Origin of the sequence: Pelomonas nitida (assembly GCF_043555975.1) — a bacterium.
In the GTDB taxonomy this organism is placed as follows: Bacteria; Pseudomonadota; Gammaproteobacteria; order Burkholderiales; family Burkholderiaceae_C; genus Pelomonas; species Pelomonas nitida.
Genome location: NZ_JBIGIA010000004.1, coordinates 93,920 through 120,866 on the forward strand (window position 1 = coordinate 93,920; position 26,947 = coordinate 120,866).

The following is a 26,947-nucleotide window of genomic DNA, read 5'->3' on the forward strand; positions in this document are numbered from 1 at the left end:
CTCACTCCACCGTCACACTCTTGGCGAGGTTACGTGGCTTGTCGACGTCGGTGCCTCGGGCGCAGGCGGTGTGGTAGGCCAGCAGCTGCAGCGGCACGACGTGCAGGATGGGTGACAGCGCGCCGTAATGCTCGGGCATGCGGATGACGTGCAGGCCGGCTTCGCTTTCGATGGCGGTGTCGCCGTCGGCGAAGACGTAGAGCTGGCCGCCGCGGGCGCGGACTTCCTGCATGTTGCTCTTGAGCTTCTCCAGCAGCGCGTCGTTCGGGGCGACCGTCACGACGGGCATCTCGGCCGTGACGAGGGCCAGCGGGCCGTGTTTGAGTTCGCCGGCCGGGTAGGCCTCGGCGTGGATGTAGCTGATCTCCTTGAGCTTGAGCGCCCCTTCGAGTGCGATGGGGTAGTGCAGGCCGCGGCCGAGGAAGAGGGCGTTCTCCTTGCGCGCGAATTCTTCGCTCCAGGCGATGACCTGCGGCTCCAGCGCGAGCACGGCCTGCACGGCGACCGGCAGGTGGCGCAGGTCCTTCAGATGCTGGGCCTCGGCGGCCTCGCTGAGGTGGCCGCGTGTCTGCGCGAGCGCGAGCGTGAGCAGGAACAGGCCGACGAGTTGCGTGGTGAAGGCCTTGGTGGAGGCCACGCCGATCTCGGCGCCCGCGCGGGTGATGTAGGCCAGCTCGCACTCGCGCACCATGGCGCTGGTAGCCACGTTGCAGATGGTCAGCGTGTGCATCATGCCGAGCGCGCGAGCGTGCTTGAGTGCGGCGATGGTGTCGGCGGTCTCGCCGCTCTGGCTGATGGTGACGACCAGCGTGCGCGGGTCGGGCACGCTGTCGCGGTAGCGGTACTCGCTGGCGATCTCCACGCTGGTGGGGATCTTGGCGATGCTTTCCAGCCAGTACTTGGCGGTGGAGCCGGAGTAGTAGCTGGTGCCGCAGGCCAGGATGAGGACCTTGTCCACTTCCTTGAAGACGCGGTAGGCGCCGTCACCGAAGAGTTCGGGTGTGATGCTGGTGATGGCTTCGAGCGTGTTGGCGATGGCGGTCGGCTGCTCGAAGATTTCCTTCTGCATGTAGTGCCGGTAGGGGCCCAGTTCGGCGGCGCCGCTGTGGGCGTGCACGGTCTTGACTTCGCGCTGCGCAGCGGCGTAGCGGCCGGTGGCGGCGTCCAGCCGGCTGATCCAGTAACGGCCCAGCTGCAGGTCGACGACGTCGCCTTCCTCGAGGTAGACGATCTGATCGGTCACGCCGGCCAGCGCCATGGCGTCGGAGGCGACGAAGTTCTCGCCTTCGCCCACGCCCAGCACCAGCGGCGAGCCCTCGCGCGCGGCCACGACGCGGTGCGGCTCGTCGCGGCAGAACACCGCCACGGCATAGGCGCCCTTCAGGCGGGGCAGTGCCTGCTGCACGGCCTCCAGCAGGTCGCCGTTGTAGAGGTGATCGATGAGGTGGGCGATGACCTCGGTGTCGGTCTGGCTGGAGAAGACATAGCCGCGGGCCTTGAGTTCGGCGCGCAGTTCGTCGTGGTTCTCGATGATGCCGTTATGCACCAGCGCCACGCGGCCGACGGCGGCTTGGCTGCCTGCGGTAGCGGCGTTGGGGCCCACCGAGAAGTGCGGGTGCGCGTTGTGCACGGCCGGGGCGCCGTGGGTGGCCCAGCGCGTGTGGGCGATGCCGGTGCCGGCGGCGATGCCGTCTTGCTGGGCCTGGTGCTGCAGCTCGGCCACGCGTGACGTGGAGCGGGCGCGGCGCAGGGCGCCGTCCTGGTGGACGGCCACGCCACAGGAGTCATAGCCGCGGTATTCGAGGCGCTTCAGGCCTTCGACGAGGATGGGAACGATGTTGCGCTGACTGACCGCGCCGACGATGCCGCACATGGGATGACTCGCTGTTTTCGGGAATGGCATGCATGCTAGGCATGCTGAGGTGATGGATGCATGCAAAATTGCTATTCACATGAATGAATATTTCGTCGCGACATGTTGATGAAATATTCTTTTGAAATTGATGTGCATATGAATGAATTGGATGCCGTTGACCTGCGGCTGCTGCAAGCGCTGCAGCTGGATGCCTCGCTGAGCAACCAGGCGCTGGCCGACCGTGTGGCGGTGTCGCCGGCCACCTGCCTGCGCCGCGTGAAGCGGCTCGTGGAGGCGGGCATCGTCGAGCGCCGGGTGGCCATCCTGTCGCCCGACAAGCTGGGCGCCGGGCTGTCGGCCATCGTGGAGATCACGCTGGACCGCCAGGGCGCGGAGCATCTGGACGCCTTCGAGGCCCGCGCCATCGAGGAGCCGGCCGTGCAGCAATGCTGGCGGGTGTCGCCCGGGCCGGACTTCGTGCTCGTCGTGCAGGTGGCCGACATGCCGGCCTATCACGCGCTGACGCAGCGGTTGCTGACCCAGGACGCCAATGTGCGGAACATCAAGGCCTTCTTCAGCGTGAAGCGTGCCAAGTTCGACACCCGCATCTGCGTGCCCACTCCCTAGTTTGCTGTCGGCCGGCGCCAGGGGGCGCTGAGGCCGACGCCCAGAATTCCGGCCGTTCATTGGTTTGCTGGAGTTCTGGATGTTTGCCCCGCTGTCTCGCCGTCCCGCCGCGCTGTTGCTTGCCGCCGGGCTTGCCTGGGGCGCCCCGGGGGCGCAGGCGCTGAACATCGTCTTCAACGATGTCGGCACGACGGCGATGAGCGGCCAGCAGTTCGCCGCTTTCGAGGCCGCGGCCGCCTTCTGGGAAAACCGCCTGTCGGACAGCGTCACCGTCTACATCAACATCGGCTTCGACAACCTCGGCACCACGGCGCTGGGCACGACGAGCTGGGCTCAGCGCGAGGTGGGTTACGGTGAATTGCGCAGCCTGCTGACGGCCGATGCCACCTCGGCCGTGGATGCCAGTGCCGTGGCGCACCTGCAGCCCGGCGGGTCTCTGAGCTTCATCGCGACGCAGACCAACCTGAGCACGCGGCTGGACCGGGATGGGTCGGCGAACAACAGCCGGCTCAAGCTGACGACGGCGAACGCCAAGGCGCTGGGCCTGAATGCCACCACAAGCATTGCCAACCCTGACGCGACGATCCGTTTTTCCAGCAGCTACGCCAGCAGCTTCGACTACAGCCGGGCCAGTGGGCTGGCCTTTGACCAGATCGACTTCGTCTCGCTGGCCGAGCACGAGATCGGCCACGCGCTGGGTTTCGTGTCCGGTGTCGACAGCATCGACGCGTGCATCAGCCAGGCCACGCACTGCGGTGCGATCCGCGGGCTGGAGGGGCGGGCCTGGTACACGGCGCTGGACCTGTTCCGCTACTCGGCTCCCGGCACGCTCAACCTGAGCGTTGGCTCAGGGGCGCAGCCGTATTTTTCGGTGGATGGCGGCGAGACGGCGCTGCAGAGCTTTGCCACTGGCCGCAACCACGGCGACGGCACGCAGGCCAGCCACTTCAAGGACGGCGGCGGTTCGCTGATGGCGCCGTACATGGCCTATGGCCGTGCCTACGACGCTGCCGACGCCGACCTGATGGCGTTGGATGCGATCGGCTGGGACGTCAGCACCGCGCCCGTGCCGGAGCCGGGCACCTACGCGCTGCTGCTCAGCGGCCTGGCGGTGCTGGCCTGGGCCGGCCGCCGGCGCAGCTGATCAGCGTTTGAGCAGGCCCAGGCCCTTGAGGTAGTCGCCCTCGGGGAAGCACACCGTCTGGGGGTGGTCGGCCGCAGCCGACAGGCGCTCGACGATGTAGCCGTCCACGCCCGCGTCCAGCCCGGCGCCGGCGACGATCTTGTGGAACAAGTCGGGTGCGATGCCGCCCGAGCACGAGAACGTGTAGAGCAGCCCGCCGTCGTTCAGCAGCATGAAGGCCAGGCGGTTGATGTCCTTGTAGGCCCGCGATGCGCGCTCGGCATGCGCCACGGTGGGCGCGAACTTGGGCGGATCGAGCACGATGGCGTCGAAGCGCCGGCCTTCGGCGAGGCAGCGGCGCAGCGTGGCGTTGACGTCGGCATCCCAGGCTTCGTGGCGGCCGGCGTCGAAGCCGTTCAGCGCGACATGCGCCTTGGCGCGTTCCAGCGCCGGGCCGGATGAATCCACGCTGACCACCTGCTCAGCGCCACCCGCGAGCGCCGCGACCGAGAAGCCGCCGGTGTAGCTGAAGCAGTTCAGCACCGTCTTCACGCCGTACTGCTTCACCGCGTCGGCAAAGCGCTTGCGGCTGTCGCGCTGGTCCAGGTAGTAGCCGGTCTTGTGGCCCTCGGCGACGTCCAGCGTCAGGCGCCAGTCGTGCTCGTGGATGGTCAGCGCCGTGTCGCCAGAGCCGCGCAGCCAGCCCGTTTGCACGGGCAGGCCTTCCCACTCGCGGGCCTGGGCGTCGGAGCGCTCGTACAGCCGCGAAAGGCCGGTCTCGGCCAGCAGCGCATCCGCGATGACGGCCTTCCAGCGCTCGGCGCCGGCGCTGCCGAACTGCGCAACGAGTGTGTCGCCATAGCGGTCGACGATCAGGCCCGGCAGCCCGTCGGCCTCGCCGTGGATCAGCCGCCAGGCGTCCGACGCAATGGCCAGCCGCTGGCGCATCGCCACGGCCTGCGCGATGCGGCGCGTGAAGAAGGCCGCGTCGATGCGTTCAGCTTCGTCGAAGCTCCAGGCGCGCAGCCGGATCTGCGACTTGGGGCTGAACGCCGCCCAGGCCAGGAACTGGCCGTCGGCGGCCTCCACGCGCACCGTCTCGCCCGAGTCACCGCCGCCACGGGCGATGGAGCTTTCGAACACCCAGGGGTGGCGCTTGGCGAGCGAGCGCTCCTTGCCGGCGCGCAGAACAATTTTTTTCATCGCCGGGCCGCCCCAAGATGAAAAGCGCCCCCGCTGGGGGCAGTGGCCACACAAGGTGCGGCCGCGTGGGGGCTGGTGTTTCTCATCGTTGCAAGGTGCCGAAGGCGTAGCTGAGTTGCAGATGGGTGAGCGCGGAGGACTGGTCGCCGCCGCGCAATGTGCGGAACTGGCCCACACCGGCGCGCAGCCGCAGCCGCTCGGCCAGTTGCCACTGAGCCCAGACTTCGGCCTGCATCACCGCGCCGCCGCCGACCTGGACGCCGCCGCCACCCGCCGCGCCGGCCAGCCACTCGGCGCCGATGCGCGTGTGGCCCCACAGTGGCGCGCTCTGCACGCCCAGCCCGACGAGGCCGAACGAGTAAGCCCCGGCGCTGCCAGCCGCAGCGCTGCCGGCCTGCGCCGTGCCGTAGACATGCGACGAGAACTCGCGCGACATGCTCACAGCCAGGTGGCTGACCGCTTCCTCGCGGCCGTTCTTGAAGCGCACGCGGGGCAGGTGCAGCACGCTGGCGCCCAGCTGCTGCACGCGCACCGTGCCACCGGGGTCGCTGCCGATCAGCGTGGGCGTGCGGTCCAGCGGCATGGCCAGCACGGCGCGCACATAGGGCGCCGTGTAGGCGCCGCTGGGCGCGTAGGTGTAGCCGGCGTCCATGCGCACGGTGGGGCCCCACGGCGTGATCCAGCGCAGCGTCGGGCCGGCGCGCATCAGCCAGCCATTGCCGGTGTCCACGTTGCCGCCGCCGCCCAGGCCGCCGGCGAGCTGGCCGCCCACGCGCAGGCGCGGCGTGCCGAACAAGGCCCAGTCCTGGCCGATCTGGCCCAGCACTTCCATGTAGCCGTCGACGCCGCCCTTGGCCGCGCCGGCCGCCTCCACGCCCCACCAGCTGCCCTCGGCGATGTACTGGCGCAGTTCCCCGCCCGCCTTGCCGACCTTGCCCGAGTAGGGTGCGCCACCACGCGTGCGGCTGGAGGCGCGCGGCTTTTCGAAGCCCGCAGTCAACGCGATCTCGTCGAAGCCCAGGCCCGTGCGCCGGCCCGCGCGGGCCCGGCGGCCGGCGTCGTCTGGCGAGAAACTGGCGAAGTCCATCGCGCGGCCGACCGTGAAGGCCAGGCCGACGCTGCTCTTCACGTTGCCGCTCGGGAAGCGGATCTGCGAGACGCCGATGCCGGTGTACCAGGCGCCGTTTTCGGTGCGCAGCGACAGCTCCGGCCGCAGCATGAGGCCGCCGCCGAAGCGCGTCTGCGCGCTCGACAGGCCGCCGCCCGCGCCGACGTAGAGGCTGGCCGCCACATGCGTGTTGGCGGACAGGCGCCAGCGCCGCTGGCCCGTGAAGCCCACCGTGAAGATGCCGCCGTAGTTGCCCTTGGCCGTGCCGTAGAAGCCCGGGCCGAAGCCCCAGTCGTCGTCGAAGGCCATCAGGTAGCTCATCGACGTGAAGGCCGTGCGGCCGCCGTCGGGCATCTTCATGGACGTCCAGTTGGCCTCGACGGCCGCGGGGCGCACCGCGTTCAGCCGCGCCGGATTCTCGAAGGGCGTGTCATCGGGTGTGGCCAGCGCGCAGGTCGGCAGCAGCGCCACCAGCATGGCAGCTCGATAGGTCATGGGTGGGTCATTTCTTGGCGCGCGGATGGGCAGCGTCGTAGATGCGCGCGAGGTGTTGGTGATCCAGTTGCGTGTAGACCTGGGTCGTCGTGATGTGGGCGTGCCCCAGCAACTCCTGCACGGCGCGCAGGTCACCGCTGGACTGCAGCAGGTGCGACGCGAAGCTGTGCCGCAGCATGTGTGGATGCACGTGGGCCGGCATGCCGGCGCTGATGGCCCGGGCCGACAGCATCGCACGCAGCGTGGAGCCTGCCAGGCGCTGGCCGCGCGCGCCGACGAACAGCGCGGGCTCGCCGGGCGCTGCCAGCTGCCCGCGCACCGCCAGCCAGTCCTGCAGCGCCTGCGCTGCCGCCCGGCCCAGCGGCGTGCTGCGGCGTTTGCCGCCCTTGCCCAGCACATGGGCTTCGCCGGATTGCAGGTCCACCCAGCCTTCGGCCGCACCGCTGGCCTGGGCGTCCAGGCCGATCAGCTCGGCCGCACGCAGGCCGGCGCCGTACAGCAGCTCCACGATGGCGCGGTCGCGTGCCTCCAGCCGCGAGTCGGGCATCTCGTCGGGCACATGGCTGGCCAGTTGCACGGCGTCGTCCACGCCCAGTGCCTTGGGCAGCGGCTTGGGCGCCTTGGGCGCGCGCAGGCCGTCGAAGGGGTTCAGCGCGACGCGGCCCTGCAGCCCCAGCCAGCGGTAGCAGCTGCGCCAGACCGACAGCTGCAGTGCGATCGACTTGGCCGCCAGGCCTTCGCGGTGCAGCAGTGCTGCGAGGCGCCGTGCCTGGGCGAGGTTGAGCGCGCGGGCGTCGATGGCCGCGTCGGCCAGCAGGCGCTGCAGGCGCGCCAGCCCGTCGGTGTAGAGCGTCAGGGTGCGCGGGCTCAGGCGCTGCTGCACGCGGGCGTGCTGCAGGAAATCGCTGAAATCCCCGCTGAGCGACACACTGTCAGGCATGACAAGCGGCAGCGCGTACCAGGCGAACACCCGTCCAGCGGCTGCCGCAGAGCCGGCCTTGCCGGGCCACGGGCAGCGCCCCCTCGAGGGGGGCGGCGAAGCCGGTACGGGGTGGGCTCATGCCGCCAGCAGGCCCGCCAGGCCGGCGCTGGCGATCTCGCCGACGCGGGTCAGGAAGTCGGTGCCCATTTCGGCCGTGTAGCGCGTCGGGTCCGGCGAGCCCAGCACCAGCAGGCCGAAGGGCTTGCCTTCGTTGATCTTGGTCAGGCTCAGCGGAATCAGCGCCAGGGATGTCGCCGTGCCGCCGCTCTCGCTCAGGCCCAGCCAGCGCGCGGCCTCGAAGCCCGAGTTCACGCCGCAGTAGGGCTGGCTCAGGCTGGCCGCGAAGCTCTTCACGTCGGCACTGACCGACGCGGCAAACTCGGCCGCCTCGTGCGCGGGCGCCACCCCCCACAGGCGCAGGCTGGCCTGCGGAATCATGAACTGGTGGCGCAACTCGGCGAGCAGCACTTTCGGCAGCTCGGCAGGCGCACCGGCGGCCCGCATGACGGCCAGCGTCCAGCGGTGCAGGCGATCGGCGAGGGCCACGTTGTCCTGGCCGTTGCGGATCATGTCGATGATGCGCAGCTCCAGGCCCTTGATCTTGTCGCGCAGCATCTCGGCCTGGCGCTCCTGCAGCGACACGGCGCGGGCGCCATGCGGGTGCTGCAGTTGCACCGAAGCCAGCAACGCCGCGTGGCGCTCGAAAAAGCCGGGCGTGGTCGCCAGGTAGTTGGCGATGTCGGTTTCGGTGATGCCTTGCACCGCATCGGCGGCGGGGTTGGAACTCACAGCTCGATCTCTCCGTCAAAAACTTTGGTGGCCGGGCCGGTCATCAGCACGGGGCTATCGCCTCCCGCCCATTCGATGCGCAGCAGACCGCCGCGGGTCTGCACTTCCACGGCTGCGTCCAGCCAGCCGGCGCGGATGCCCACGACGACGGCCGCGCAGGCGCCGGTGCCGCAGGCCAGCGTCTCGCCGGCATCGCGCTCGAACACGCGCAGCGCGACGCGGTCGCGGGCGAGGATCTGCATGAAGCCGGCGTTCACGCGCCGGGCGAAGCGCGCGTGGCGTTCGATGACCGGGCCCAGCGTGGCCACCGGCGCGGTTTCGACGTCGGCCACGCGCTGCACCGCGTGCGGGTTGCCCATGGACACGACGCCCAGCTCCACGCCCTCGACCGGCCACAGCTCGAAGCCGTTGACGAGCCGCGGCGTCAGGCCGGCAGCGTCGAAGGGCAGGGCGGCAGGGTCGAAGTTCGGGGCGCCCATGTTGACGGTCACGCGGCCATCGTCCTGCAGCGCCAGCCGCAGGCGGCGGTTCATCGTGTCCACGGCGATCTCGCGCTTGGCGGTCAGCCCGGCGTCGACGACGTAGCGCACGAAGCAGCGCGAGCCGTTGCCGCAATGCTCCACCTCGTCGCCGGTGTTGTTGAAGATGCGGTAGCGGAAGTCCGCGCCGGCATCAGTGCTGGGCTCGATGACGAGGATCTGGTCGCAACCCACGCCGAAGCGGCGGTCGCCGAGGAACCTCATCTGTTGGGGCGTCAGGCTCAAGGGCTGCTTCGTCGCATCGATGACGACGAAGTCATTGCCCGCGCCGTGCATCTTGGTGAAGCGCAATCTCATAGCCGCCGATTATCCGGCGCGAGGCCACGCGCGCGGCCCGATCGATTTGAATTGAAGGGGCAGCTCCCGCAGAGCCGGCGTTCCCGGGCTGCCCGTGGCGCCCCCTGAGCGGGCCGCCGAAGCCGGTCGGGGGTGGGCTCATCACTCGGGCGCCGCCCCGATGTCGAGGCCGCGCGGCGACTTGTAGCGGTGATAGCCCCACAGGTATTGCCCCGGCGCGCGCAGGATCACGCTTTCCATGGCCGCGTTGATCGTCGTGGCGGCGTCCTCGGCGGAGGCGTCGCGGGCGATCTCCGGGGCCGGCATCACGTGCACGACGAAGCCTTCGCCGCCGGGCAGGCGCTCGCCCCAGATCAGCAGCAGCGCCGCGCCCGTCTGCTGCACGAGGCGGGCGGCCAGCGTCATCGTGTAGGCCGGCTTGCCGAAGAAGGGCGCCCACACGCCCAGGCCGTCGGGCGGCACCTGGTCGGGCAGCAGGCCGATGACCTCGCCACGGCGCAGCGCGCGGATCATCTGGCGCACGCCGGCCAGCGAGGCCGGTGCCGTGGCCAGGCCCGGTCGCTCGCGCGAGCCGGCCATCACGTCGCGCAGCGACGCCTGGCGTGCCGGGCGGTAGAGCACGGTGATGGGGGATTCTGGCGAGGTGAAACGCTCGGCGATGGCCTGGGCGCAGATCTCGAAGCAGCCCATGTGCGGCGTCAGCATGACCAGGCCGCGCCGCTCGGCCAGTGCGGCCTCGATCAGCTCGCCGCCGTCCCAGCGCAGCTTGCTGCCCAGCGGCTGGCGCCGCGTGCCCACCCACAGCCACGGCAGCTCGGCGGCCATGCGCCCGGCCGCCGCGATGGCGGGCCGCGCCAGCGCCCACGGCAGGCCGGCCTGCGCGACGTTGGCCTGGAACCGGCGCCGGTAAACCCCCGAAGACAAATAGACGATCCAGCCCAGAATTGACCCGATGGCGTGCAAAAACGCCAGTGGCAGGTGCGACAAGCAACGAAAGACCCAGCCCATGTTTTCTATACTGCGCTCATCGCCGAGTTAATGAACTACTTGCGGGGCGATCCACAAATCCCGCTAAAGCGTTCGCCGCACCCTCCTCAGGCAAGGCAACGCCGACCCACAAGCAACAGGAGTTTAAAAGTGGCGAACGATTTCCTCTTCACGTCCGAGTCGGTCTCGGAAGGGCACCCCGACAAGGTGGCCGACCAGATCTCCGACGCCATCCTCGACGCCATCTTCGAGCAGGACCCGCGCAGCCGCGTGGCCGCCGAGACGCTGTGCAACACCGGCCTCGTCGTGCTGGCCGGCGAGATCACCACCAACGCGCACGTCGACTACATCCAGGTCGCGCGCGACACCATCAAGCGCATCGGCTACGACAACACCGACTACGGCATCGACTACAAGGGCTGCGCGGTGCTCGTCGCCTACGACAAGCAGAGCAACGACATCGCCCAGGGCGTGGACCACGCGTCCGACGACCACCTCAACACCGGTGCCGGCGACCAGGGCCTGATGTTCGGCTATGCCTGTGACGAGACGCCCGAGCTGATGCCCGCGCCGATCTACTACGCCCACCGCCTCGTGGAGCGCCAGGCCCAGCTGCGCAAGGACGGCCGCCTGCCCTTCCTGCGCCCCGACGCCAAGAGCCAGGTCACGATGCGCTATGTGGACGGCAAGCCGCACAGCATCGACACGGTCGTGCTGTCCACGCAGCACGCGCCCGAGTACAGCCTGGGCGACCGCATGACGGACGAGTTCTACGAGGCCATCCGCGAGGAACTCATCAAGCCGGTGCTGCCCAAGGCCTGGCTGACGGCCGACACCAAGTACCTGATCAACCCGACCGGCCGCTTCGTCATCGGCGGCCCGCAAGGTGACTGCGGCCTGACCGGGCGCAAGATCATCGTCGACACCTACGGTGGCGCCTGCCCGCACGGCGGCGGTGCGTTCTCGGGCAAGGACCCGTCCAAGGTCGACCGCTCGGCCGCCTACGCGGCGCGCTACGTCGCCAAGAACATCGTCGCCGCCGGCCTGGCGCGCCAGTGCCAGATCCAGGTCGCCTACGCCATCGGCGTGGCCCGCCCGATGAACGTCACTGTCTACACCGAAGGCACCGGCGTCATCCCCGACGAGCAGATCGCCAAGCTGGTGGGCGAGCATTTCGACCTGCGCCCCAAGGGCATCATCCAGATGCTGGACCTGCTGCGCCCGATCTATTCCAAGACCGCCGCCTACGGCCACTTCGGCCGCGAAGAGCCCGAGTTCACGTGGGAAAAGACGGACAAGGCCCAGGCGCTGCGTGCAGCGGCCGGGCTGTAAGCACGGCGTTCGCGTCAGCGAACCCTGGGGCTTGGGGCGAAGTTCATGTCGCTTGCGACATGAACGCAGACCACAAGGCTGCGGCCCTGCGGGCTGCAGCCGGCCTGTAAAGGCCGCCGCGCGTCGCGCGGTTCGGTGCGTGGGCGCAGGCTCACTTCCTCAGCGAAGTGAAGGGCCGCAGGCCCGGCCGAAGCCAAGGCACCGACAAAGCTGCATCCCTGAAGACTTGCACCGCCTGTTGCGCCGGGCCGCCGTGAGGCGCCCCCGGCGCGTCGTATTGATAGAGCCGACATCACCGCGCAGCGGCGGGCGACGAGCCTGCAAACGCTGGCACGTCGCCCGCCGTGTTCTGCCCGATGCCGGGGCTACCAGCGCTTCGTGGCATGCGTCACGCTTCGCCGAGCTGACTTGCAACCGATTGCCAAGTCCTGCCCGCCAAATCGAATTTATCAAATCAATTTGATTGCATCAATTCGCGTGCCGACTTAGAGTCATCCCATGAGAAATGAGCCGGGCCTTCCGTCCGGCGCTCACGTCTTGACCAAGGAAGCAGGCCATGAACATGCAATCACTCAGGATCGGTACCCGGCTCGCATTCGGCTTCGGCCTCGTGCTGCTGCTGCTGGCGCTGGCCGTCGGCCTGAGCTACCGGCAGATGGATGCCATCGGGCCACGCGTCGACCGGCTGATGCAACTGCAGGAGCAGCAGGACATGGCCCAGGACTGGCGCACCCAGACGCAGCTCAACGTGACGCGCACCGATGCGGTTGCCCGCGCCGGCGGCACCGGCCCGGTGGCCGAATTCTTTGCACCGGCCATCAAGGCCGGCAGCGCCAAGATCACCGAATTGCAGGAGCGCCTGTCCAAGCAGGCCGACAGCGATCGCGGCAAGGCCTTGCTGGAGGAGATCGCGGCCGGGCGCAAGGCCTATGTCGACATCCGCAACCAGGTCTTCGCCCAGCTCAAGGCTGGCGAGACCGACAAGGCATTGCAGACGCTGGAAGGCAAGATGCGGCCCGCCTCGGAGGCCTACCTCGCAACCATCACCCGCATGGCCGACTTCCAGGGCGAGCGCGTGCGCGAGGAGACGCAGCAGGTGCTGGAGGATGCCCGCCGCACGCAGTTCGTGATGCTGGCCATTGCCGCCGCCTGCCTGAGCGCGGGCGTGGCGGCGGCCTGGCTGATCACGCGGTCGGTCGTGCGGCCGCTGCGCCTGGCCATCGAGGAGGCCGAGCAGGTGGGCCGCGGCGATCTGTCGCGTGAGATTCGCTCGGAGGGCCGCGACGAAACCTCGCAGCTCACCGGTGCGCTGGCGGGCATGCAGGATGCGCTGCGTCACCTGGTGAACTCCGTGCGCGTGAACGCGGACGAGGTGGCGACGGCCAGTTCCGAGATCGCGATGGGCAGCAACGACCTGTCGTCGCGCACCGAGCAGCAGGCCAGTGCCATCCAGCAGACGGCGGCGTCGATGGAGCAGTTGTCTGCCACGGTGAAGCTCAACGCCGACAACGCCAACCAGGCGGATCAACTCGCCACCGAGGCGAGCGAGGTGGCGCGTCAGGGCGGCGCGGTCGTCAGCGAGGCCGTGCAGCGCATGCATGGCATCGAGGAGAGCTCGCGCAAGATCGGCGACATCATCGGCACCATCGACGCCATCGCTTTCCAGACCAACATCCTGGCGTTGAACGCGGCCGTCGAGGCGGCGCGGGCGGGCGAACAGGGCCGGGGCTTCGCGGTGGTGGCCGGCGAGGTGCGCACGCTGGCGCAGCGTTCGGCTGAGGCGGCCAAGGAGATCAAGGCGCTGATCGGCGACAGCGTCGAGCGCGTCGAGCAGGGCGCCGCGCTGGTCAACCGCGCCGGCCAGACCATGGACCAGGTCGTCACGTCCATCGGGCGTGTCGCCACCATCGTGCGTGAGATCAGCTCGGCCAGCCGCGAGCAGAGCAGCGGCGTCAGCCAGGTCGGCCAGGCCATCGCCCAGATGGACGAGGCCACGCAGCAGAACGCCGCGCTGGTCGAGCAGAGCGCCGCCGCCGCCGAGAGCCTGCGCTACCAGGCCAGCGAGCTGGTCACGCTGGTGTCGACGTTCAAGACCCAGTGACGCGGGTGTTGGGTCAGACGCCCCGCAGCGCGTCGTCCAGCACTTCCACCCAATGCCGCACCGGCTGGGCGCTGCCGCTCTGCAGGTGCTGGATGCAGCCGATGTTGGCCGAGACGATCTGGTCGGCCTTCAGCGGGGCCAGCGCCGCGAGCTTGCGGTCGCGCAGCTGCTTGGAGAGTTCGGGCTGCAGCACCGAGTAAGTGCCGGCCGAGCCGCAGCATAGGTGGGCGTCGCTGGGCGCGCAGTCGATGCGAAAGCCGAGCTCGCGCAGTGCCGCCTCGACGCCGCCCTTGAGCTTCTGGCCGTGCTGCAGCGTGCAGGGCGGGTGGAAGGCCAGTTGCCGGGCGCTGGCGCTGGCACGGTGCAGGCGGCCCCTGAGTGCGGGCACCAGGTCGGGCAGCAGCTCGCTGAGGTCTTTCGTGAGTTCGCTGATGCGCTTCGCTTTGTCGGCATAGGCCGGGTCGCCGGCGAGTGCGTGGCCGTAGTCCTTCACTGTCACGCCGCAGCCCGACGCGTTCATCACCAGCGCCTCCACGCGCTCGCCCGGCCCGGCCACCAGCGGCCACCAGGCGTCGATGTTGCGCCGCATGTCGTCCAGCGCGCCGCTGTGATCGCCCAGGTGCTCGCGGATGGCGCCGCAGCAGCGTGCCGCCTCGGCGACGACGCTCTGGATGCCCGCCGCGTCCAGCACGCGCGCCGTCGCGCTGTTGATGTTGGGTGCCATGGCCGGTTGCACGCAGCCCAGCAGCAGCAGCACCTTGCGATTGAGCTGTCGCGTGGGCCAGTCGTGCGCCGTGGCGGGCGGTTTGGCCGGCACCTTGTCCTTCAGCGACGCGGGCACGAGCGGCCGGAACAGCTGGCCCAGCTTCATCGCCGGCTTGAACAGCGGTGACGTCAGCCCCTCCTTCAGCAGCCAGCGCGCGCGGCGTTCGCTGCCCGGCCGCTCGACCCGGGCGTCGACGACGCGCCGCCCGATGTCCACCAGGTGGCCGTATTCGACGCCCGAGGGGCAGGTCGACTCGCAGTTGCGGCAGGTCAGGCAGCGGTCCAGGTGCGTTTGCGTCTCGCGTGTGGGCGTGGCGCCTTCCAGCACCTGCTTGATGAGGTAGATGCGGCCGCGCGGGCCGTCGAGTTCGTCGCCCAGCAGCTGATAGGTGGGGCAGGTGGCCGTGCAGAAGCCGCAGTGCACGCAGCGCCGCAGGATGGCCTCGGCCTCGGCGCCTTCCGGCGTGCCGGCGAATTCGGGGGCGAGGGTGGTTTGCATCAGAACTGCGTGTAGAGCCGGCCGGGGTTGAACACGCCGTGCGGGTCGAAGCTGGCCTTGAGCCGCCGGTGGATGGCTGCGAGCGGCGCGCTCAGCGGGGCGAACGCGCCACAGGCCTTGTCCTGCACGCGGAACAGCGTGGCATGCCCGCCGACGGCAGCAACCGCGTCGCGCAGCGCAGCCGGCTCCATCGGCGTGACGACCCAGCGCTGGGCGCCGCCCCATTCGATGAGCTGCTCGCCGTGCAGCTTGAGCGCGGGCGCCGTGCTGGGCAGGCCCAGCCGCCACAGCCGGGCGCCGCCGGCCACCGCGCGCTCGGCGCCGACGAAGAACTCGTCGCTCTGGTCGCGCAGGCCGGTCCAGAACGGTGTGGCCATGTCGGCAGGGATGACATCGCCGCCGAGCTGGCGCGTGGCGGCCTCCACGGCAGCGCTCGCGCCGGCCAGCCGCAGCAGCAGCGCACCGTCCCACCAGGCGCTGGCCTCGATGGGCAGGGGTTGGCCGCCCCAGCGGTTGATGGCGGTCAGCGCGGCGGGCTGGTCGAACTCGAAGCGCAGCGTGGCCGTTGCCGCCGGCAGCGGCAGCACCTTCAGCGTGACCTCGGTGATGAGGCCTAACTGCCCCATCGACCCGGCCAGCGCACGGCTGACATCGAAGCCCGCGACGTTCTTCATGACGGTGCCGCCGAAGCTCAGCAACTCGCCGCGGCCATCGATGAGCACGGCGCCCAGCAGGTGGTCGCGCACCGAGCCCAACGCCGCCCGGGTGGGCCCCGAGAGGCCGGCCGCCACCATGCCGCCCACCGTGCCGCGGCCGCCGAATCGGGGCGGCTCGAAGGCCAGGCGCTGGCGCTGCTGCGCGAGCCGCTCTTCGAGGTCGGCCAGCGGCGTGCCGGCGAGTGCGCTGACGTACAGCTCGCTGGGTTCGTAGGCGGTGATGCCGTTCAGGCTCAGCGTGGACAGCGGGCTGCCCGACGGCGCCTCGCCATAGAAATCCTTGCTGCCATGGCCGGTGAAGCGCAGCGGTGCGCGGGCCTCGCGGATGAGGTGTTGCAGGTCGGCCAGGTTCAAAACCGTTCCAGCTCCGGAAAGGCGAGCAGCCCGCGCGTCACATGCATGCGGCCGTATTCGGCGCAGCGGTGCAGCGTCGGGATCTGCTTGCCGGGGTTGAGGGTGCCGGCAGGGTCGAACGCGTGCTTGAGCGCCAGCATCTGCTCGCGCTCTGCGTCGCTGAACTGCACGCACATCGAATTGAGCTTCTCGACGCCCACGCCGTGCTCGCCGGTCACGGTGCCGCCTAAAGCGACGCTGCGCTCCAGGATCTCGGCGCCGAACTGCTCGCAGCGGTGCAGCTGGTCGGGGTCGTTGGCGTCGAACAGGATCAGCGGGTGCAGATTGCCGTCGCCGGCATGGAAGACGTTGGCGCAGCGCAGGCCGTACTTCTGCTCCATCTGCTGGATGTCCAGCAGGATGGTGGCGAGGTGCTTGCGCGGGATGGTCGAGTCCATGCACATGTAGTCGGGGCTGATGCGGCCCGACGCCGGGAAGGCGTTCTTGCGGCCGCTCCAGAACTTCAGCCGCTGGGCCTCGCCGTCGCTGACCTGGCAGCGCGTGGCGCCGCTGGCCTGCAGCACGGCTTCCATGCGCTCGATTTCCTCGGCCACCTCCTCGGGCGTGCCGTCGCTCTCGCACAGCAGGATGGCCTCGGCGTCCAGGTCGTAGCCGGCATGGACGAAGTCTTCCACCGCCGCCGTCATCGGCTTGTCCATCATCTCCAGGCCGGCCGGGATGATGCCGGCCGCGATGATGGCGGCCACCGCGTCGCCGGCCTTGCGCACGTCATCGAAGCTGGCCATGACGCAGCGCGCCAGTTGCGGCTTGGGCACCAGCTTGACGGTCACCTCGGTGACGACGGCCAGCATGCCTTCGCTGCCGATGACCAGCGCCAGCAGGTCCAGCCCCGGTGCGTCCAGCGCCTCGCTGCCGAACTCCACCGGCTCGCCTGCGGCCGTGAAGCCACGCACGCGCAGCACGTTGTGCAGCGTCAGGCCGTATTTCAGGCAATGCACGCCGCCGGAGTTCTCGGCCACGTTGCCGCCGATGGTGCAGGCGATCTGGCTGCTGGGGTCGGGGGCGTAGTACAGGCCATGGGCTGCGGCGGCCTCGGAGATGGCGAGGTTGCGCACGCCGCATTGCACACGGGCAGTGCGGGCCAGCGGGTCGATGGACAGGATGCGGTTGAACCGGGCCAGGGCCAAGGTGAGCCCGGCCTCGTGTGGCATGGCGCCGCCGGACAGCCCGGTGCCGGCGCCGCGCGCGACGACGGGCACGCCCAGTGCGTGGCAGGCCTTCAGCACGGCGGCCACCTGCGCCTCGGTCTCGGGCAGCGCCACGGCCAGCGGCCGCTGGCGATAGGCGGTCAGCCCGTCGCATTCGTACGGCGTGGTCTGCTCGCTGTGGTGCAGCAGCGCGTGGGCCGGTAGCAGCGGCGCCAGGGCCGTCACCAGTTGCTGCAGGCGTGCGGCACGGTCAAGGCCAGAGGCGGGGAGGGAGGCATTCATCACTGCCGGTTCGGGGTCGTCCAACGCCCGGGCAACTGTAGCCGTAGCGCGGCAGCTTTCAGGCCACAGTTAAGGGGGTCAATCCAGCATGAACCAGTAACCAGGTTTGTCCAGCGGCGTTGCGGCCGGCAGCAGCGGGTTGCGCAGCACGATCTGCGCGCGCTGGCGCAGCCGGTGGCGGCGGATCAGGTCGCCGAAGTGTTGCTGGAACAGCCGGGCGAAGCTGCCGTCGGCCACCATCAGGTCCAGCCCGCGTTGCAGGTCGGCCGCGAGCGTGGGCCGGTCGCGTCGCACGAACAGATAGGACGCGGCCGGGTAGCGCAGCAGCACATGGGGCTCGATGACCAGGCCGTGGGCGATGCCGCTGTCGATCTCGCCATCGATCTCGAAGGCCGAGCGTGGAAAGTAGTCGATGCGCCCGGCGCGCAGCATGTCGAACAGCGCCGTGTACTGCTGCGATGTCGACACCTTCAAGCCGTTGGTGCGCAGGATCTCGGTGTCAGGCCAATCCTGGCCCTGGCCTGCCACGTAGGGGCGCAGGCCGCGCAGAGCTGTCACGTCTTTCCAGCGGTCCACATGTTCGGGCCGCACGAGGGCCAGCCGAAAGCCGATGAGGCCGCGCTCCACCGGCACGCGCACCGGCTGCAGCAGGGCCTCGCGCTCGACGCTGGTCATCGTCCAGGCCAGGTCCAGCCGGCCGGTGCCGTCTGCCAGTTCGCGCAGCACGCGGGCCTGCGTCATCGGCACGGTGGATTCGACGATGCCGTATGACGTGCCGCTGCGTTGCAGCGCCAGCCGCACGAGGTCTTCGTGATAGCGCCATTGCTGCTGGCCGGCAGCGTCGTGCAAGGGGTAGATCAGCGCCGGCTGGCGCGGTGTGGCGGCCACCGACGATCCGGCGCCGAGCACCAGCAGAGAAAGCAGTTGCCGCCGTTGCATGGCGGGTCGGGCAGGGCGTCAGGCCTTGCGCCGAGGAGAGGCAGGGCGTTTGCGTGCGGGTTTGGCGGGCGCGGGTGGTGCACTGCTGGCCGTGCCGGCCAGCCCCTTGGCGACGCCACCGACCATCGCGCCCGGCATGCTAGCGGCGCGCTTGAGCGTGTCGCTGGCCGCGTCGAAGCTCTGCTTGACGAGGCTGCCGGCCAACTGCTTGGCCGCATCGGTGGCCGTGTCCTTCATGGCCGAGGTGGCGAGTTGCGAGAACTGCTGGCTCAGGGCCGTCCACCACTGCGTCGGGTCGACGACGGCGGCAGCGGGTGGCACCACCGGCTTCGCGCCACTGGCCGTCTTGCCGGCTTTGTTGGTGACCTTGGCGGCGGTTCGCGCGGCCGGGCCGGTCGTGGCGCGGGGCGCTGCGGCTGCGGGCGCGGCTTGGGCTGGCGCCGGCGGCCAGATCGGCGCGTCGCCGGCGGTCGGCAGCTTGAGGCTGTCGCGCAGCTGGGTCAGCGGCACGTTCATCGTCTGCAGCGTCGACAGCGTCATGCGTTGCACCTCCAGGGCCTGGATGGTGGTCGCCAGCATGCGGGCGTTCTGCTCCAGCCAGAACTGCACAGTGCGCAGCTCCTCGATGCGTTTGCCCAGCTCCTCGGGGTTGAGTGTGGGCGCGACCCACTGCCCGATGCCCGGCAGCGCGGCGCCCGCGTTCTTGACGAGCCCCTGCAGGAAGTCAAAACCCGGCACGAATTTGGTGAAGCTGTTGTCGGTCATCGCGTCTCCTCTGCGCCAGCCGTGACCCCCATGCTACTGCCGTGGCGTCACCACCTCGACAGTGAAGCCCTGGCGAGCCAGCAGCAGCGGCAGCGCCTGCGGGCCGCTCATGTGCAGCGCACCCACGGCCACCAGCAGCCGCTGGCCCGCGCCGTGCAGCGCGACGATGCGGCTGGCGAGCGCCACGTTGCGGTCGTCGTTGAGCCGCTTGAACCAGGCGCGTTCGGCCGGCGTGTCGGCGCAGGCGCACCAGCGCGGGTAGTCGGCCAGCGTGCGCATGTCGCCGCGCGACCAGGCCTCGGCCAGCTTGCGCAGCGGTGCGCGGGTCTGGCCGGTCCGCAACTGGTGCAGGGCGCTGTCGACCATGGCCGGCACATCGGCCGTGGGTGGCGACAGTGCCTCCAGCTGCTCGGCCACGGTCTCCAGCGACTGCACGGGCCGGCTGTCTGCGCGGGCCCAGGCCAGCAGCATCAAGTCCTGGCCGAAGCCGGCGTCGAAGCCGTCGCGCCGGGCTTCGAGCAGCGTCAGCGTGCTGACCTGCAGCACCGCCGGCAGGCTGGTGAGCACGCCCGGCGGCAGGCAGGCCACGCGCGCCTGGGCTTCCACGCGTTGCGCCAGCGCGGTTGGCAGCGGCTCGGGCGTGCCGGCGGCCGTCAGCGCGGGGCCCACGTCGGCGGGGTCCAGTTCGACGGCCAGCACCTCGGTCTCGGCCCAGGCGCGGCGCAAGGCCGGGCCCGGGTAGGCCCAATCGGGCTTGCCCACATGCAGGCTGCCGAACAGATAGCTGCTGTGCCCGTCGCGGCTGATGCGCCACAGCGGCCCACGATCGGGGGCCTTGGCCGCCCAGGCGGCCTGCTGTGCCGCGCTGGGCAGCGCCGGCACCGGCGGGCAGGCGGCGTGTGCGTGGCCAAGCGTGAGCGTGAGCGTCAGCAGAAGGAGGAGGCGGCGGATCATTCTTTGGGGGTGACGCGGAGTTCGCCGGGCTTTTGCGAGAAGTGCAGACGGCCAAGCACGTCCATGCCGAGCAGGGGCGCGTCCAGGTGGGGCAGCACCGTGACAACCAGCTGCGTTGCGCTGACGCCGCCGTCGAGCGTGATGTCGGCTCGCGCCGCGAAGCCTTCGGCGATGCCGCCAGCCGTGCGGCTCTGCACGGCCCCGAGCGATGTCAGCCCGAGCCGCTCGGCCAGCGCCTGCGGCAGCGCCGTGGAGGTGGCGCCGGTGTCGACGAGGAAGTCCACGTCGACCTGGCCGACGCGGCCCGGCCAGTGGAAGTGGCCATCGGGGGCGCGTGTCAGCACGATGGTCTGGCCAGCCAGCTGGAACCGGCTGGCGTTGCGTTCACGCTCCCAGGCCTGGAAGCCGAGGAAGATCAGCAGGCCGATCAGCAACCAGATGGTCAGCAGCTTGAAGTTGGGGGGCAGGTCTTTGGAGGACATCCTCTACCGTAGGGGGGCAAGGGTTTGCGCGGGCATGAACGATAACCGCGAGCGACAAAATCCCCGGCATGAAGTCGATGCTGCCTCTCCTGGTCCTGGCCCACCTGCCGTTGGCGCAGGCGCAGACCGATTCGCTGGCGCCAGTCGCGTGGATGGCCGGTTGCTGGGCCGAGCAGGGCCGTGACCCGGGTTCGGTCGAGCAGTGGATGCCGCCGGCCGGCGGCCTCATGCTGGGCATGGCGCGCACGCTCAAAGGTGGCCGCGTGGTGGACTTCGAGTTCATGCAGATCCGCACCGGCAGCGACGGCAAGCTGATCTACATCGACCAGCCACAGGGCCGCGCGGCGACCGAATTCAAGTATGTGCGCCAGCCCGGCCAGAAAGACACCGAGGCCGTGTTCGAGAACCCGGCGCACGGCTTTCCGCAGCGCGTGGTCTACCGTCTGGCGTCGCCGGATCGGCTCGCGGCGCGCATCGAGGGCACGCTCAACGGCAAGGAGTTGAGTGTGGACAGCACGCTGCTGCGCACCACCTGCCCTTGAGCGTGAATGTGCCGGCGGCCGCCGCGGCAGGGGGCAGGCGCGCCGATTGCCCCAGCGACCGCAGCTGAGGCCTGGGCGTGGGTCGGCCGCAGCCTGCGGCGTTGCCCGCCTTCCGACCTGCGATGACAACGGCATGACCGCCAGGCCGACACCGGCCGGATGGGTCATGATGCGCCATGCCCTGGATGAAACGACTGTTCTCCACTGCCTGCTTGGGCCTGCTGCTCGTGCTGGCCGGCTGTTCCAGCCTGACGCTGGCCTACCAGCAATTGCCGCTGCTGGCCGGCCTGTGGGCGAACAGTTATCTCGATCTCGACAGCGACCAGCGCGCGAGGATGAAGGTGCAACTCCAGGCCTGGCAGGCCTGGCACCGCCGCGAGGAACTGCCGCACTGGCAGGCCTTGCTGCGCGAGGCGCAGGCGGCACTGGACGTTGGCTTCACGCGTGAGGCCTTGCTGTCGCTGGAGCGGGGCGCGCGGGCCAGCGTCGAGCGCAGCCTCGCGCATGCGGCACCGCTGGCCGAGCCGCTGCTGGCCAGCCTGCGGCCCGAGCAGTGGCAACACCTGCAGCAGGAGATGCAGGAGAACACGGCCGAGTGGCGCGAGCGCCATGCCGGCCGCAGCGGGCCGGGCGAGCGGGCCAAGCGTTATGCCACCAATCTGGAGCGTTGGCTGGGCGGCCTGGACCGAGCCACGCTGAAGCAGGCTCGTGCGGACGCCGAGGCCTGGCACTTCGACCTGCAGGCCATGGCACAGGGGCGGGTAACCCGCCAGGCGCGGACCGTCGACGCCTTGCGCGCGTGGGCGCGGCACGACCTGGCCGAGGGCAACGCGCTGCTGATGCAGAACCTGCTGCCGCTGCCGGCCGAGCAGGCCTACCGCGACGAGATCATCGCCAGCGTGCTGAAGCTGCTCAACGGCTTGAACGCCGAGCAGCGCGGCCATGTGCGCCAGCACTGGGGCGATTGGCAGCGGGACCTGCGCACGCTGCACGCCGACGGCTGAAGCCCGCTGGCGCGCGCCGTGCGGGCGCTGGCCCGCAGCGCGCCTCAGGCCCGCAGCGCGGCCACCGGCGACAGCCGCGCCGCACGGCGCGCCGGCACCCACACGGCCAGCTGGCCCAGCAACCACAGCGACGCCGCACCGGCCGGCAGGTAGAGCCAGGGCAGACGCGGCACCGCGTAGCTCTGCATCAGCAACTGGCTCAGTGCCATGGCGCCCACCGTGCCGATGGCGATGCCGGTGCTCGTCAGCAGCAGGTTCTCGAGCTGGAAGTAGCGGCGGATCTGGCCCTCGGTGGCGCCCAAAGCGCGGCGTGTGCCGATCATGCGCGTGCGCTGCTGCACCCAGAAGCTGGCCAGCCCGACGATGCCCATGGCCGTGACGAGCAGCAGCGCCACGCAGACGCCCCCCATCAGCCAGGCCATCGCGCGGTCCTGGGCGTAGAACTCGTCGCGCATCTGCGTCAGCGGGCGGGCCTGCGTGACGACGCGGCTGCGGTCGGCCTGCTCCAGTGCGGCGGTGGCGGCCTTGATCTGCGCGTCCAGCTGGCCCGGTTCGGCGCGGATGATGTAGGACCCGCCGCCGCGCAGCGGCAGGATCATCGCCGCGCCGCCGCCCTCGCCGCGCGCGCGGTGCATCTGCGTGTGCGTCAGGGTGTCGACGACGCCGATGATGGTCGACGCCGCACTGCCGAACACGTAGACCGTTTTGCCCAGCGCCGACTGGCCGGGGAACAGCTTGTCGGCCATGACCTTGTTGACGATGAGCAGGCCGATCTTGGGGTCGGGGGTGTTGAAGGCCTGGTAGTTGTCGAGGATCTCGTCGGGCGTGAAGTTGCGGCCCTCGAGCAGCTTGAGCCCGAAGGTCGGCAGCATCTGATCGTCGGAGGAGTACTGCGCCGCTCCGATGCGCAGGCCTTTGCTGTCGGGGTCCAGCGAGACGCTGCTGTTGTTGCTGTTGCCGCCGAAGACGATCTGGTTGGCCACCGTCGCCGCCTTGATGCCGGGCAGCGCGCGCAGGTTGGCGAGGTCCTCGGCGACGATGCTGCCGGTGCGCTCGGGCGGCTGCGGCTTGCTGCCGCGCAGCGTCAGCACGGCGATCTCGGATTCGACCAGGCCGGAGCTGGCGCCGAGCGCGTCGACGCGGGTCTGGATCAGGTGCAGCGCGTTGGTGACGATGGCGCAGGACAGCGCCACTTCCAACACGATCAGGCCGGCCGCGATCTTGTGGCGGCGCAGCGTGGAGAGGATGGGCATGAGGTCGGTGAACATCGTCATGTCAGGTATGGATTGCGTTGGCGGGCCGGGCGCCGGGCTGGGCGAGGGGCTGCGGCACTACTGCACCTTCAACTGAACGGCGGGGGGAATGAGTGCGGCGCGCCAGGCGGGCAGCAGCCCGGCCAGCAGGCTGGCCAGCAGCGCCAGGCCCAGCGTCAGGGCCAGCATGCTGGCGTCCAGCTGGGCCAGGCGGGCGTAGTCGCTGGGGCTCTGGCGCACCAGCCACAGGCCCGCCTGCGCGAACATCAGCCCCAGCAGCGCGCCGGCCATGCCGAGCAGGCCCGCCTCGACGACGAACTGCCGGAAGATGTCGCCGCGCGTCGCACCGAGCGCGCGGCGCACACCGATCTCGCCGCCACGGCGCAAGGTCTTGGCCAGCAGCAGGCCCACCATGTTCACGACGCACACCGCCAGGAAGCCGAAGGCCAGCCAGGTCTGCAGGCGCACGTCGGCGGGCAGCACCCGTTGCGCGCCCAGCCAGTCCATCACGTTGCGCAGGCGCACGTTGGTCGGGCGCTCGAAGCGGCCGGCCTTGCGCTGGGTTTCGGAGTAAGCGACGAGGTAGTCGCGGTAGGCCGCGGCATCTTCCGGCCTGGTGAACTCCACCCAGTACTGCACCCATGCGCAACTGGCGGCCATGTCCAGCGAGCTGCCGCCGTTGGCGCCCTTGGCCCAGCAGTCCATGCTGCCCCAGTGGCCCATCTTCAGTGCCATGGCCGTCGAGAACGGCAGGTAGAAGTCCTCGGTCTCGGTGTAGCTGCCCAGCGTCAGGTCCCAGAAGTGCGGCAACACCTTCCACGGCTTGAGCACGCCGATGATGCGCAGCGGCTGGCCGCGCACGATGACCTCACGGCCCACGCTGTTGATGCCGCCGAACAGTTTCTCGTTCAGGGCCGACGAGATCACGGCCACGCGCGCCTCGCCTTCGTCGTCGGCAGCGCTCCAGCCGCCGCCGTGCTGCCAGGGCGCGTCGAACATCGCGAAGAAGTCGGCCGAGGTCATGCGCACGCTGGAGAAGATGGGCTTGATCTGCGCGTCGGGCAATGACACCGAGGTGTTGAAGCCGCTGGACATGACCTGGCGCATGGCCTTCTTCTCGCGCAGCAGCGTGGTGGCGTCGAAGCGGGTCAGGTCGAACGTGGGCTCTTCGCCCGCCTTCCAGCCGATCAGGGAGCCAGCATCCAGCTGCACGTTGAACAGCCGCGCGCTCTTGGCGGGAATGGGGTCGCCGGACAGCACGTGGTAGACGGTCAGCGTCGTCATGCAGGCGCCGATGCCCAGGGCCAGCGCCAGCACCATCAGGGCGCTCAGCCCCTTGGAGGCGCGGGCGCTGCGGGCGGCGAGTTCGAGGTAGTGGAGAAACATCAGCGGCTTTCGAGAAGAGCGTTGACGGTGGCCAGCTCGGCGTCGCCCAGCGAGCCGGCGGCTAGGTGCAGGGCCAGTAGTGCAAGCACGTGGCGGTGGCGCGCGTTGGTCTGCGCGTTCTGCGCGCTGGCCAGGGTCTGGATGGCCAGCAGCAGGTCAGTGATGGAGCGGGTGCCCAGCGTCAGGCCGGTGCGCGTGGCGTTCAGCGAACGCTCGGCGGCCTCGACGGCGGCCTGCGTGGCGCGCAACTGCGTGTCACCCTGGCTGACGGCCAGGTGCTCGGCGCGCACCTCGCGCAGCACGGCGCGGCGGCCGGCTTCTAGCTGCTCCTGCGCGGCGGCGCGCTGGAAGCCGGCGCGGTCGGCCGCGGCGGCGGTCGCCCCACCGGCAAACAGCGGCACGGTCAGGCGCAGTGCCACCTGCGTCGGCGTGCGGCTGGCGTCGAAGGCGGACACGCCGTCGCCGCGCTGGCGCGTCGTGTCCACGCCCAGGCTCAGCGTCGGCAGATGACCGGCGCGTGCAGACGAGATGCGCTGCTCGCTGGCCCGCACGTCCAGCTGCAGTGCGCGCAGTTCGGGGTTGCCTTGCAGCGCACGTTCGGCCCAGGCGTCGGCGGCGTCGGGCAGCGGTTGCGCGGTCAGCGCCTGGCCGAGCGGCTGCAGCGCCGGGACTGCAGCGCCGGTCAGCTGGGCCAGCGCCTCGCGGGCATCGGCCAGGGCAGCCTCGGCCGACAGCGTGCCGGTGCGGGCCAGCTCGCGGTAGGCGCTCGACTGGTCGGCCTCGACCTGGGCCGACAGCCCGGCCTTGAAGCGCGTGTTCGCCTCGCTGACCTGGCGCGCGAAGGCGTCTTCGTTGGCTCGTGCGGTGACGAGCTGGGCCTGGGCGGACAACAGGCCGAAATAGGCGGTGGCCACCCGCAGCCGCGCGGCTTGCTCGGCGGCGGTGAGCCGGGCGGCCTGCGCCGAGGCATCGCTGCGGCTGGCGTCCCAGGTGCGCAGGGCGGCGAGGTCCACGAGCGGCTGGCTCAGGCTGCTGGTGGTGGTGTTCCAGCGCGTGCCGCCGGTCTCGCGCAGCTCGTTGCGCTGCAGCTGCCACTGCGGCAGCAAGGCGGCGCGCGACTCGCGGGCTGCCGCCTCCTGCGCGCTGCTCAGCGCAGCGGCCTGGCGCAATGTCGGGTCGGCCGCGCGCGCCTGGGCCCAGACCTGCAGCAGGTCGTCGGCGTGGGCTGTCGCTGCCGTGCACAGTGCGAGCACGAGCGCCATGAATTTCGCGGGCCGAGCGCCGGGCCGCTCCCAAGCCGGCCCGCTCAGGCGATGTGCTGGCGGCTCAACGCCGCCAGCATCGCCGTCCCCGCGGGGGACCGGCCAAGGTACTCCTTGGACGAGGGGCTTCATTTATGCGGCCAGCTCCGCCGTCAGGTCGACGACCTGCCCGTCGATGACGTGGACATTGCGCTGCGCGCGGGCGGCCAGTTGCGGGTCGTGCGTGACCATGACGATGGTGGCGCCGTCGCGGTTGAGCTCCTCCAGCAGCTCCATGACGCTGCGGGCCATCGTGCTGTCGAGGTTGCCGGTGGGCTCGTCGGCCAGCAGCAGGCGCGGCTCGCCGGCCAGCGCACGGGCGATGGCCACGCGCTGCTGCTGGCCGCCGGACAGCTCCGCCGGGTAGTGCTTGCCGCGCGCGGACAGGCCCACGCGCGCCAGCGCCTCGGCGGCGCGCTTGCGGCGCTCGGCAGCGCCGAACCCGCGGTAGCGCAGCGGCACCTCGATGTTGTCGAGCACGTTGAGGTCGGGGATCAGGTTGAAGGCCTGGAAGATGAAGCCGATCTTCTGGTTGCGGATGCGCGAACGTTCGCCGTCGCCCATGCGGCTGACGTCGATGCCGTCCAGCGTGTAGGTGCCGCCGCTGAAGGCCTCCAGCAGGCCGGCGATGGTCAGGAATGTCGTCTTGCCGGAGCCGGACGGGCCGGTCACGGCGACGAACTCGCCTTCCTTGACGGTCAGGTTGAAGTCGCGCAGCGCGTAGGTCTCGACCATCTCGGTGCGATAGACCTTCTGCAGTTTTTCCATTTGGAGCATGGTGGGTGTCCTGTTCACCGAGGTGTGGCTTGGGAGGAAGTTGGGCGCGTGAGCCGCACTTGTTTCGTGCCCAGTGAGGTGCCGGGAGTCCGCCCCGGCGGGCGGGTAACTTTTCTCTGTCTTGCCAGAGAAAAGTCACCAAAAGAGAGGCGCTGAACCGCAAGCCGTCCCGACGTCGCCAGGAGAAGCGCGCGAAAACGACCGGTGTCACTGCGGGCAGACGCGAGCCGCTGCGCTCTCGCGGCTGTCCCTGTGGCGAGCACCACATATCGCAGCTTCACG

The 26,947-nt window shown here is 70.2% G+C and carries 24 protein-coding genes; 6 read left to right on the forward strand and 18 right to left on the reverse strand.

What is annotated here, in order from left to right; translation table 11 throughout:
• Position 1: 1 nt before the first annotated feature.
• Positions 2 to 1,873, reverse strand: a complete 1,872-nt coding sequence (glmS, locus tag ACG00X_RS06465; RefSeq protein WP_394487221.1) for a glutamine--fructose-6-phosphate transaminase (isomerizing) — start codon at positions 1,871 to 1,873, stop codon at positions 2 to 4.
• Positions 1,874 to 2,011: 138 nt separating this feature from the next.
• Here glmS and ACG00X_RS06470 point away from each other — a divergent pair, with 138 nt between their 5' ends.
• Positions 2,012 to 2,482, forward strand: coding sequence for an Lrp/AsnC family transcriptional regulator (locus tag ACG00X_RS06470; RefSeq protein WP_394487222.1), 471 nt, complete (start codon positions 2,012 to 2,014; stop codon positions 2,480 to 2,482).
• A gap of 79 nt (positions 2,483 to 2,561) precedes the next feature.
• On the forward strand, positions 2,562 to 3,626 hold the full coding sequence (locus ACG00X_RS06475) for an NF038122 family metalloprotease (RefSeq protein ID WP_394487223.1): 1,065 nt from the start codon (positions 2,562 to 2,564) through the stop codon (positions 3,624 to 3,626).
• Here the strand turns inward: ACG00X_RS06475 and ACG00X_RS06480 are convergent, their stop codons facing one another.
• The 6 genes from ACG00X_RS06480 to ACG00X_RS06505 all read right to left on the reverse strand — a co-directional run bounded on the left by ACG00X_RS06480 (position 3,627) and on the right by ACG00X_RS06505 (position 10,026).
• A complete protein-coding gene (locus tag ACG00X_RS06480; RefSeq protein ID WP_394487224.1) occupies positions 3,627 to 4,808 on the reverse strand; it encodes a class I SAM-dependent rRNA methyltransferase in 1,182 nt (393 codons plus the stop codon).
• A gap of 82 nt (positions 4,809 to 4,890) precedes the next feature.
• Positions 4,891 to 6,411 (reverse strand): hypothetical protein, encoded by a 1,521-nt coding sequence (locus ACG00X_RS06485; RefSeq protein WP_394487225.1) that lies wholly within the window; start codon positions 6,409 to 6,411, stop codon positions 4,891 to 4,893.
• 7 nt (positions 6,412 to 6,418) lie between these two features.
• The gene (locus tag ACG00X_RS06490) at positions 6,419 to 7,351 is read right to left on the reverse strand and encodes a tyrosine recombinase XerC (protein WP_394487226.1); all 933 of its coding nucleotides are present in this window, start codon (positions 7,349 to 7,351) and stop codon (positions 6,419 to 6,421) included.
• A 117-nt stretch (positions 7,352 to 7,468) separates the two neighbouring features.
• Positions 7,469 to 8,182, reverse strand: a complete 714-nt coding sequence (locus ACG00X_RS06495; protein ID WP_394487227.1) for a DUF484 family protein — start codon at positions 8,180 to 8,182, stop codon at positions 7,469 to 7,471.
• Positions 8,179 to 9,018: a diaminopimelate epimerase gene (gene dapF / locus ACG00X_RS06500; protein ID WP_394487228.1), complete on the reverse strand. Its 840-nt coding sequence runs from the start codon at positions 9,016 to 9,018 to the stop codon at positions 8,179 to 8,181. The genes ACG00X_RS06495 and dapF overlap by 4 nt, the downstream gene beginning before the upstream one ends.
• Positions 9,019 to 9,159: 141 nt before the next feature.
• Positions 9,160 to 10,026, reverse strand: coding sequence for a lysophospholipid acyltransferase family protein (locus tag ACG00X_RS06505; RefSeq protein WP_394487229.1), 867 nt, complete (start codon positions 10,024 to 10,026; stop codon positions 9,160 to 9,162).
• Positions 10,027 to 10,155: 129 nt separating this feature from the next.
• On the opposite strand from ACG00X_RS06505, the gene metK reads away from it, so the two are divergent.
• Together metK and ACG00X_RS06515 are read left to right on the forward strand one after the other, a co-directional pair.
• Positions 10,156 to 11,337 carry a methionine adenosyltransferase gene (gene metK, locus ACG00X_RS06510; protein WP_394487230.1) on the forward strand — a complete coding sequence of 394 codons (1,182 nt, stop codon included), beginning with the start codon at positions 10,156 to 10,158 and terminating at the stop codon, positions 11,335 to 11,337.
• Between the two features lie 556 nt (positions 11,338 to 11,893).
• Positions 11,894 to 13,438: a methyl-accepting chemotaxis protein gene (locus tag ACG00X_RS06515; protein WP_394487231.1), complete on the forward strand. Its 1,545-nt coding sequence runs from the start codon at positions 11,894 to 11,896 to the stop codon at positions 13,436 to 13,438.
• 13 nt (positions 13,439 to 13,451) lie between these two features.
• On the opposite strand, the gene glcF is transcribed toward ACG00X_RS06515, so the two are convergent.
• The 7 genes from glcF to ACG00X_RS06550 all read right to left on the reverse strand — a co-directional run bounded on the left by glcF (position 13,452) and on the right by ACG00X_RS06550 (position 20,402).
• Positions 13,452 to 14,702, reverse strand: coding sequence for a glycolate oxidase subunit GlcF (gene glcF, locus ACG00X_RS06520; protein WP_394487232.1), 1,251 nt, complete (start codon positions 14,700 to 14,702; stop codon positions 13,452 to 13,454).
• Positions 14,702 to 15,772 carry a glycolate oxidase subunit GlcE gene (gene glcE / locus ACG00X_RS06525; protein ID WP_394487233.1) on the reverse strand — a complete coding sequence of 357 codons (1,071 nt, stop codon included), beginning with the start codon at positions 15,770 to 15,772 and terminating at the stop codon, positions 14,702 to 14,704. The genes glcF and glcE overlap by 1 nt, the downstream gene beginning before the upstream one ends.
• Complete coding sequence (locus ACG00X_RS06530; protein WP_394487235.1) at positions 15,769 to 17,262, reverse strand: FAD-linked oxidase C-terminal domain-containing protein; 1,494 nt, start codon at positions 17,260 to 17,262, stop codon at positions 15,769 to 15,771. Before ACG00X_RS06530 ends, glcE begins: the two co-directional genes overlap by 4 nt.
• 78 nt (positions 17,263 to 17,340) lie before the next feature.
• A complete protein-coding gene (locus ACG00X_RS06535; protein ID WP_394487236.1) occupies positions 17,341 to 18,201 on the reverse strand; it encodes a substrate-binding periplasmic protein in 861 nt (286 codons plus the stop codon).
• Positions 18,202 to 18,219: 18 nt separating this feature from the next.
• A complete protein-coding gene (locus tag ACG00X_RS06540) occupies positions 18,220 to 18,966 on the reverse strand; it encodes a PhaM family polyhydroxyalkanoate granule multifunctional regulatory protein (protein ID WP_394487237.1) in 747 nt (248 codons plus the stop codon).
• Between the two features lie 33 nt (positions 18,967 to 18,999).
• Positions 19,000 to 19,920, reverse strand: coding sequence for a TraB/GumN family protein (locus ACG00X_RS06545; protein WP_394487238.1), 921 nt, complete (start codon positions 19,918 to 19,920; stop codon positions 19,000 to 19,002).
• Positions 19,917 to 20,402 carry a retropepsin-like aspartic protease family protein gene (locus ACG00X_RS06550; protein ID WP_394487239.1) on the reverse strand — a complete coding sequence of 162 codons (486 nt, stop codon included), beginning with the start codon at positions 20,400 to 20,402 and terminating at the stop codon, positions 19,917 to 19,919. Before ACG00X_RS06550 ends, ACG00X_RS06545 begins: the two co-directional genes overlap by 4 nt.
• Before the next feature lie 68 nt (positions 20,403 to 20,470).
• On the opposite strand from ACG00X_RS06550, the gene ACG00X_RS06555 reads away from it, so the two are divergent.
• Both ACG00X_RS06555 and ACG00X_RS06560 read left to right on the forward strand, forming a co-directional pair.
• Positions 20,471 to 20,944: a DUF6265 family protein gene (locus ACG00X_RS06555; protein ID WP_394487240.1), complete on the forward strand. Its 474-nt coding sequence runs from the start codon at positions 20,471 to 20,473 to the stop codon at positions 20,942 to 20,944.
• A 176-nt stretch (positions 20,945 to 21,120) separates the two neighbouring features.
• A complete protein-coding gene (locus ACG00X_RS06560; RefSeq protein WP_394487241.1) occupies positions 21,121 to 21,948 on the forward strand; it encodes a DUF6279 family lipoprotein in 828 nt (275 codons plus the stop codon).
• A 44-nt stretch (positions 21,949 to 21,992) separates the two neighbouring features.
• On the opposite strand, the gene ACG00X_RS06565 is transcribed toward ACG00X_RS06560, so the two are convergent.
• From ACG00X_RS06565 to ACG00X_RS06580, 4 genes are all read right to left on the reverse strand, one after another.
• Positions 21,993 to 23,222, reverse strand: a complete 1,230-nt coding sequence (locus tag ACG00X_RS06565; protein WP_394487242.1) for an ABC transporter permease — start codon at positions 23,220 to 23,222, stop codon at positions 21,993 to 21,995.
• A 57-nt stretch (positions 23,223 to 23,279) separates the two neighbouring features.
• The gene (locus ACG00X_RS06570; protein WP_394487243.1) at positions 23,280 to 24,587 is read right to left on the reverse strand and encodes an ABC transporter permease; all 1,308 of its coding nucleotides are present in this window, start codon (positions 24,585 to 24,587) and stop codon (positions 23,280 to 23,282) included.
• The gene (locus ACG00X_RS06575; protein WP_394487244.1) at positions 24,587 to 25,849 is read right to left on the reverse strand and encodes a TolC family outer membrane protein; all 1,263 of its coding nucleotides are present in this window, start codon (positions 25,847 to 25,849) and stop codon (positions 24,587 to 24,589) included. Before ACG00X_RS06575 ends, ACG00X_RS06570 begins: the two co-directional genes overlap by 1 nt.
• 132 nt (positions 25,850 to 25,981) lie before the next feature.
• Positions 25,982 to 26,665 (reverse strand): ABC transporter ATP-binding protein, encoded by a 684-nt coding sequence (locus ACG00X_RS06580; RefSeq protein WP_394487245.1) that lies wholly within the window; start codon positions 26,663 to 26,665, stop codon positions 25,982 to 25,984.
• Positions 26,666 to 26,947 lie beyond the last annotated feature (282 nt).

Bases quoted from the DNA above. Each gene is read 5' to 3' on its own strand.
- ACG00X_RS06540 (WP_394487237.1), bottom strand. From the start codon at position 18,966: ATGACCGACAACAGCTTCACCAAATTCGTGCCGGGTTTTGACTTCCTG.
- glmS (WP_394487221.1), bottom strand. From the start codon at position 1,873: ATGTGCGGCATCGTCGGCGCGGTCAGTCAGCGCAACATCGTTCCCATC.
- dapF (WP_394487228.1), bottom strand. From the start codon at position 9,018: ATGAGATTGCGCTTCACCAAGATGCACGGCGCGGGCAATGACTTCGTC.
- ACG00X_RS06485 (WP_394487225.1), bottom strand. From the start codon at position 6,411: ATGACCTATCGAGCTGCCATGCTGGTGGCGCTGCTGCCGACCTGCGCG.
- ACG00X_RS06550 (WP_394487239.1), bottom strand. From the start codon at position 20,402: ATGTCCTCCAAAGACCTGCCCCCCAACTTCAAGCTGCTGACCATCTGG.
- ACG00X_RS06560 (WP_394487241.1), top strand. From the start codon at position 21,121: ATGCCCTGGATGAAACGACTGTTCTCCACTGCCTGCTTGGGCCTGCTG.
- ACG00X_RS06565 (WP_394487242.1), bottom strand. From the start codon at position 23,222: ATGACGATGTTCACCGACCTCATGCCCATCCTCTCCACGCTGCGCCGC.
- ACG00X_RS06570 (WP_394487243.1), bottom strand. From the start codon at position 24,587: ATGTTTCTCCACTACCTCGAACTCGCCGCCCGCAGCGCCCGCGCCTCC.
- ACG00X_RS06480 (WP_394487224.1), bottom strand. From the start codon at position 4,808: ATGAAAAAAATTGTTCTGCGCGCCGGCAAGGAGCGCTCGCTCGCCAAG.
- ACG00X_RS06530 (WP_394487235.1), bottom strand. From the start codon at position 17,262: ATGAATGCCTCCCTCCCCGCCTCTGGCCTTGACCGTGCCGCACGCCTG.
- ACG00X_RS06555 (WP_394487240.1), top strand. From the start codon at position 20,471: ATGAAGTCGATGCTGCCTCTCCTGGTCCTGGCCCACCTGCCGTTGGCG.
- ACG00X_RS06475 (WP_394487223.1), top strand. From the start codon at position 2,562: ATGTTTGCCCCGCTGTCTCGCCGTCCCGCCGCGCTGTTGCTTGCCGCC.
- glcF (WP_394487232.1), bottom strand. From the start codon at position 14,702: ATGCAAACCACCCTCGCCCCCGAATTCGCCGGCACGCCGGAAGGCGCC.
- ACG00X_RS06545 (WP_394487238.1), bottom strand. From the start codon at position 19,920: ATGATCCGCCGCCTCCTCCTTCTGCTGACGCTCACGCTCACGCTTGGC.
- ACG00X_RS06580 (WP_394487245.1), bottom strand. From the start codon at position 26,665: ATGCTCCAAATGGAAAAACTGCAGAAGGTCTATCGCACCGAGATGGTC.
- ACG00X_RS06490 (WP_394487226.1), bottom strand. From the start codon at position 7,351: ATGCCTGACAGTGTGTCGCTCAGCGGGGATTTCAGCGATTTCCTGCAG.
- ACG00X_RS06470 (WP_394487222.1), top strand. From the start codon at position 2,012: ATGAATGAATTGGATGCCGTTGACCTGCGGCTGCTGCAAGCGCTGCAG.
- ACG00X_RS06575 (WP_394487244.1), bottom strand. From the start codon at position 25,849: ATGGCGCTCGTGCTCGCACTGTGCACGGCAGCGACAGCCCACGCCGAC.
- ACG00X_RS06515 (WP_394487231.1), top strand. From the start codon at position 11,894: ATGAACATGCAATCACTCAGGATCGGTACCCGGCTCGCATTCGGCTTC.
- ACG00X_RS06535 (WP_394487236.1), bottom strand. From the start codon at position 18,201: ATGCAACGGCGGCAACTGCTTTCTCTGCTGGTGCTCGGCGCCGGATCG.
- ACG00X_RS06505 (WP_394487229.1), bottom strand. From the start codon at position 10,026: ATGGGCTGGGTCTTTCGTTGCTTGTCGCACCTGCCACTGGCGTTTTTG.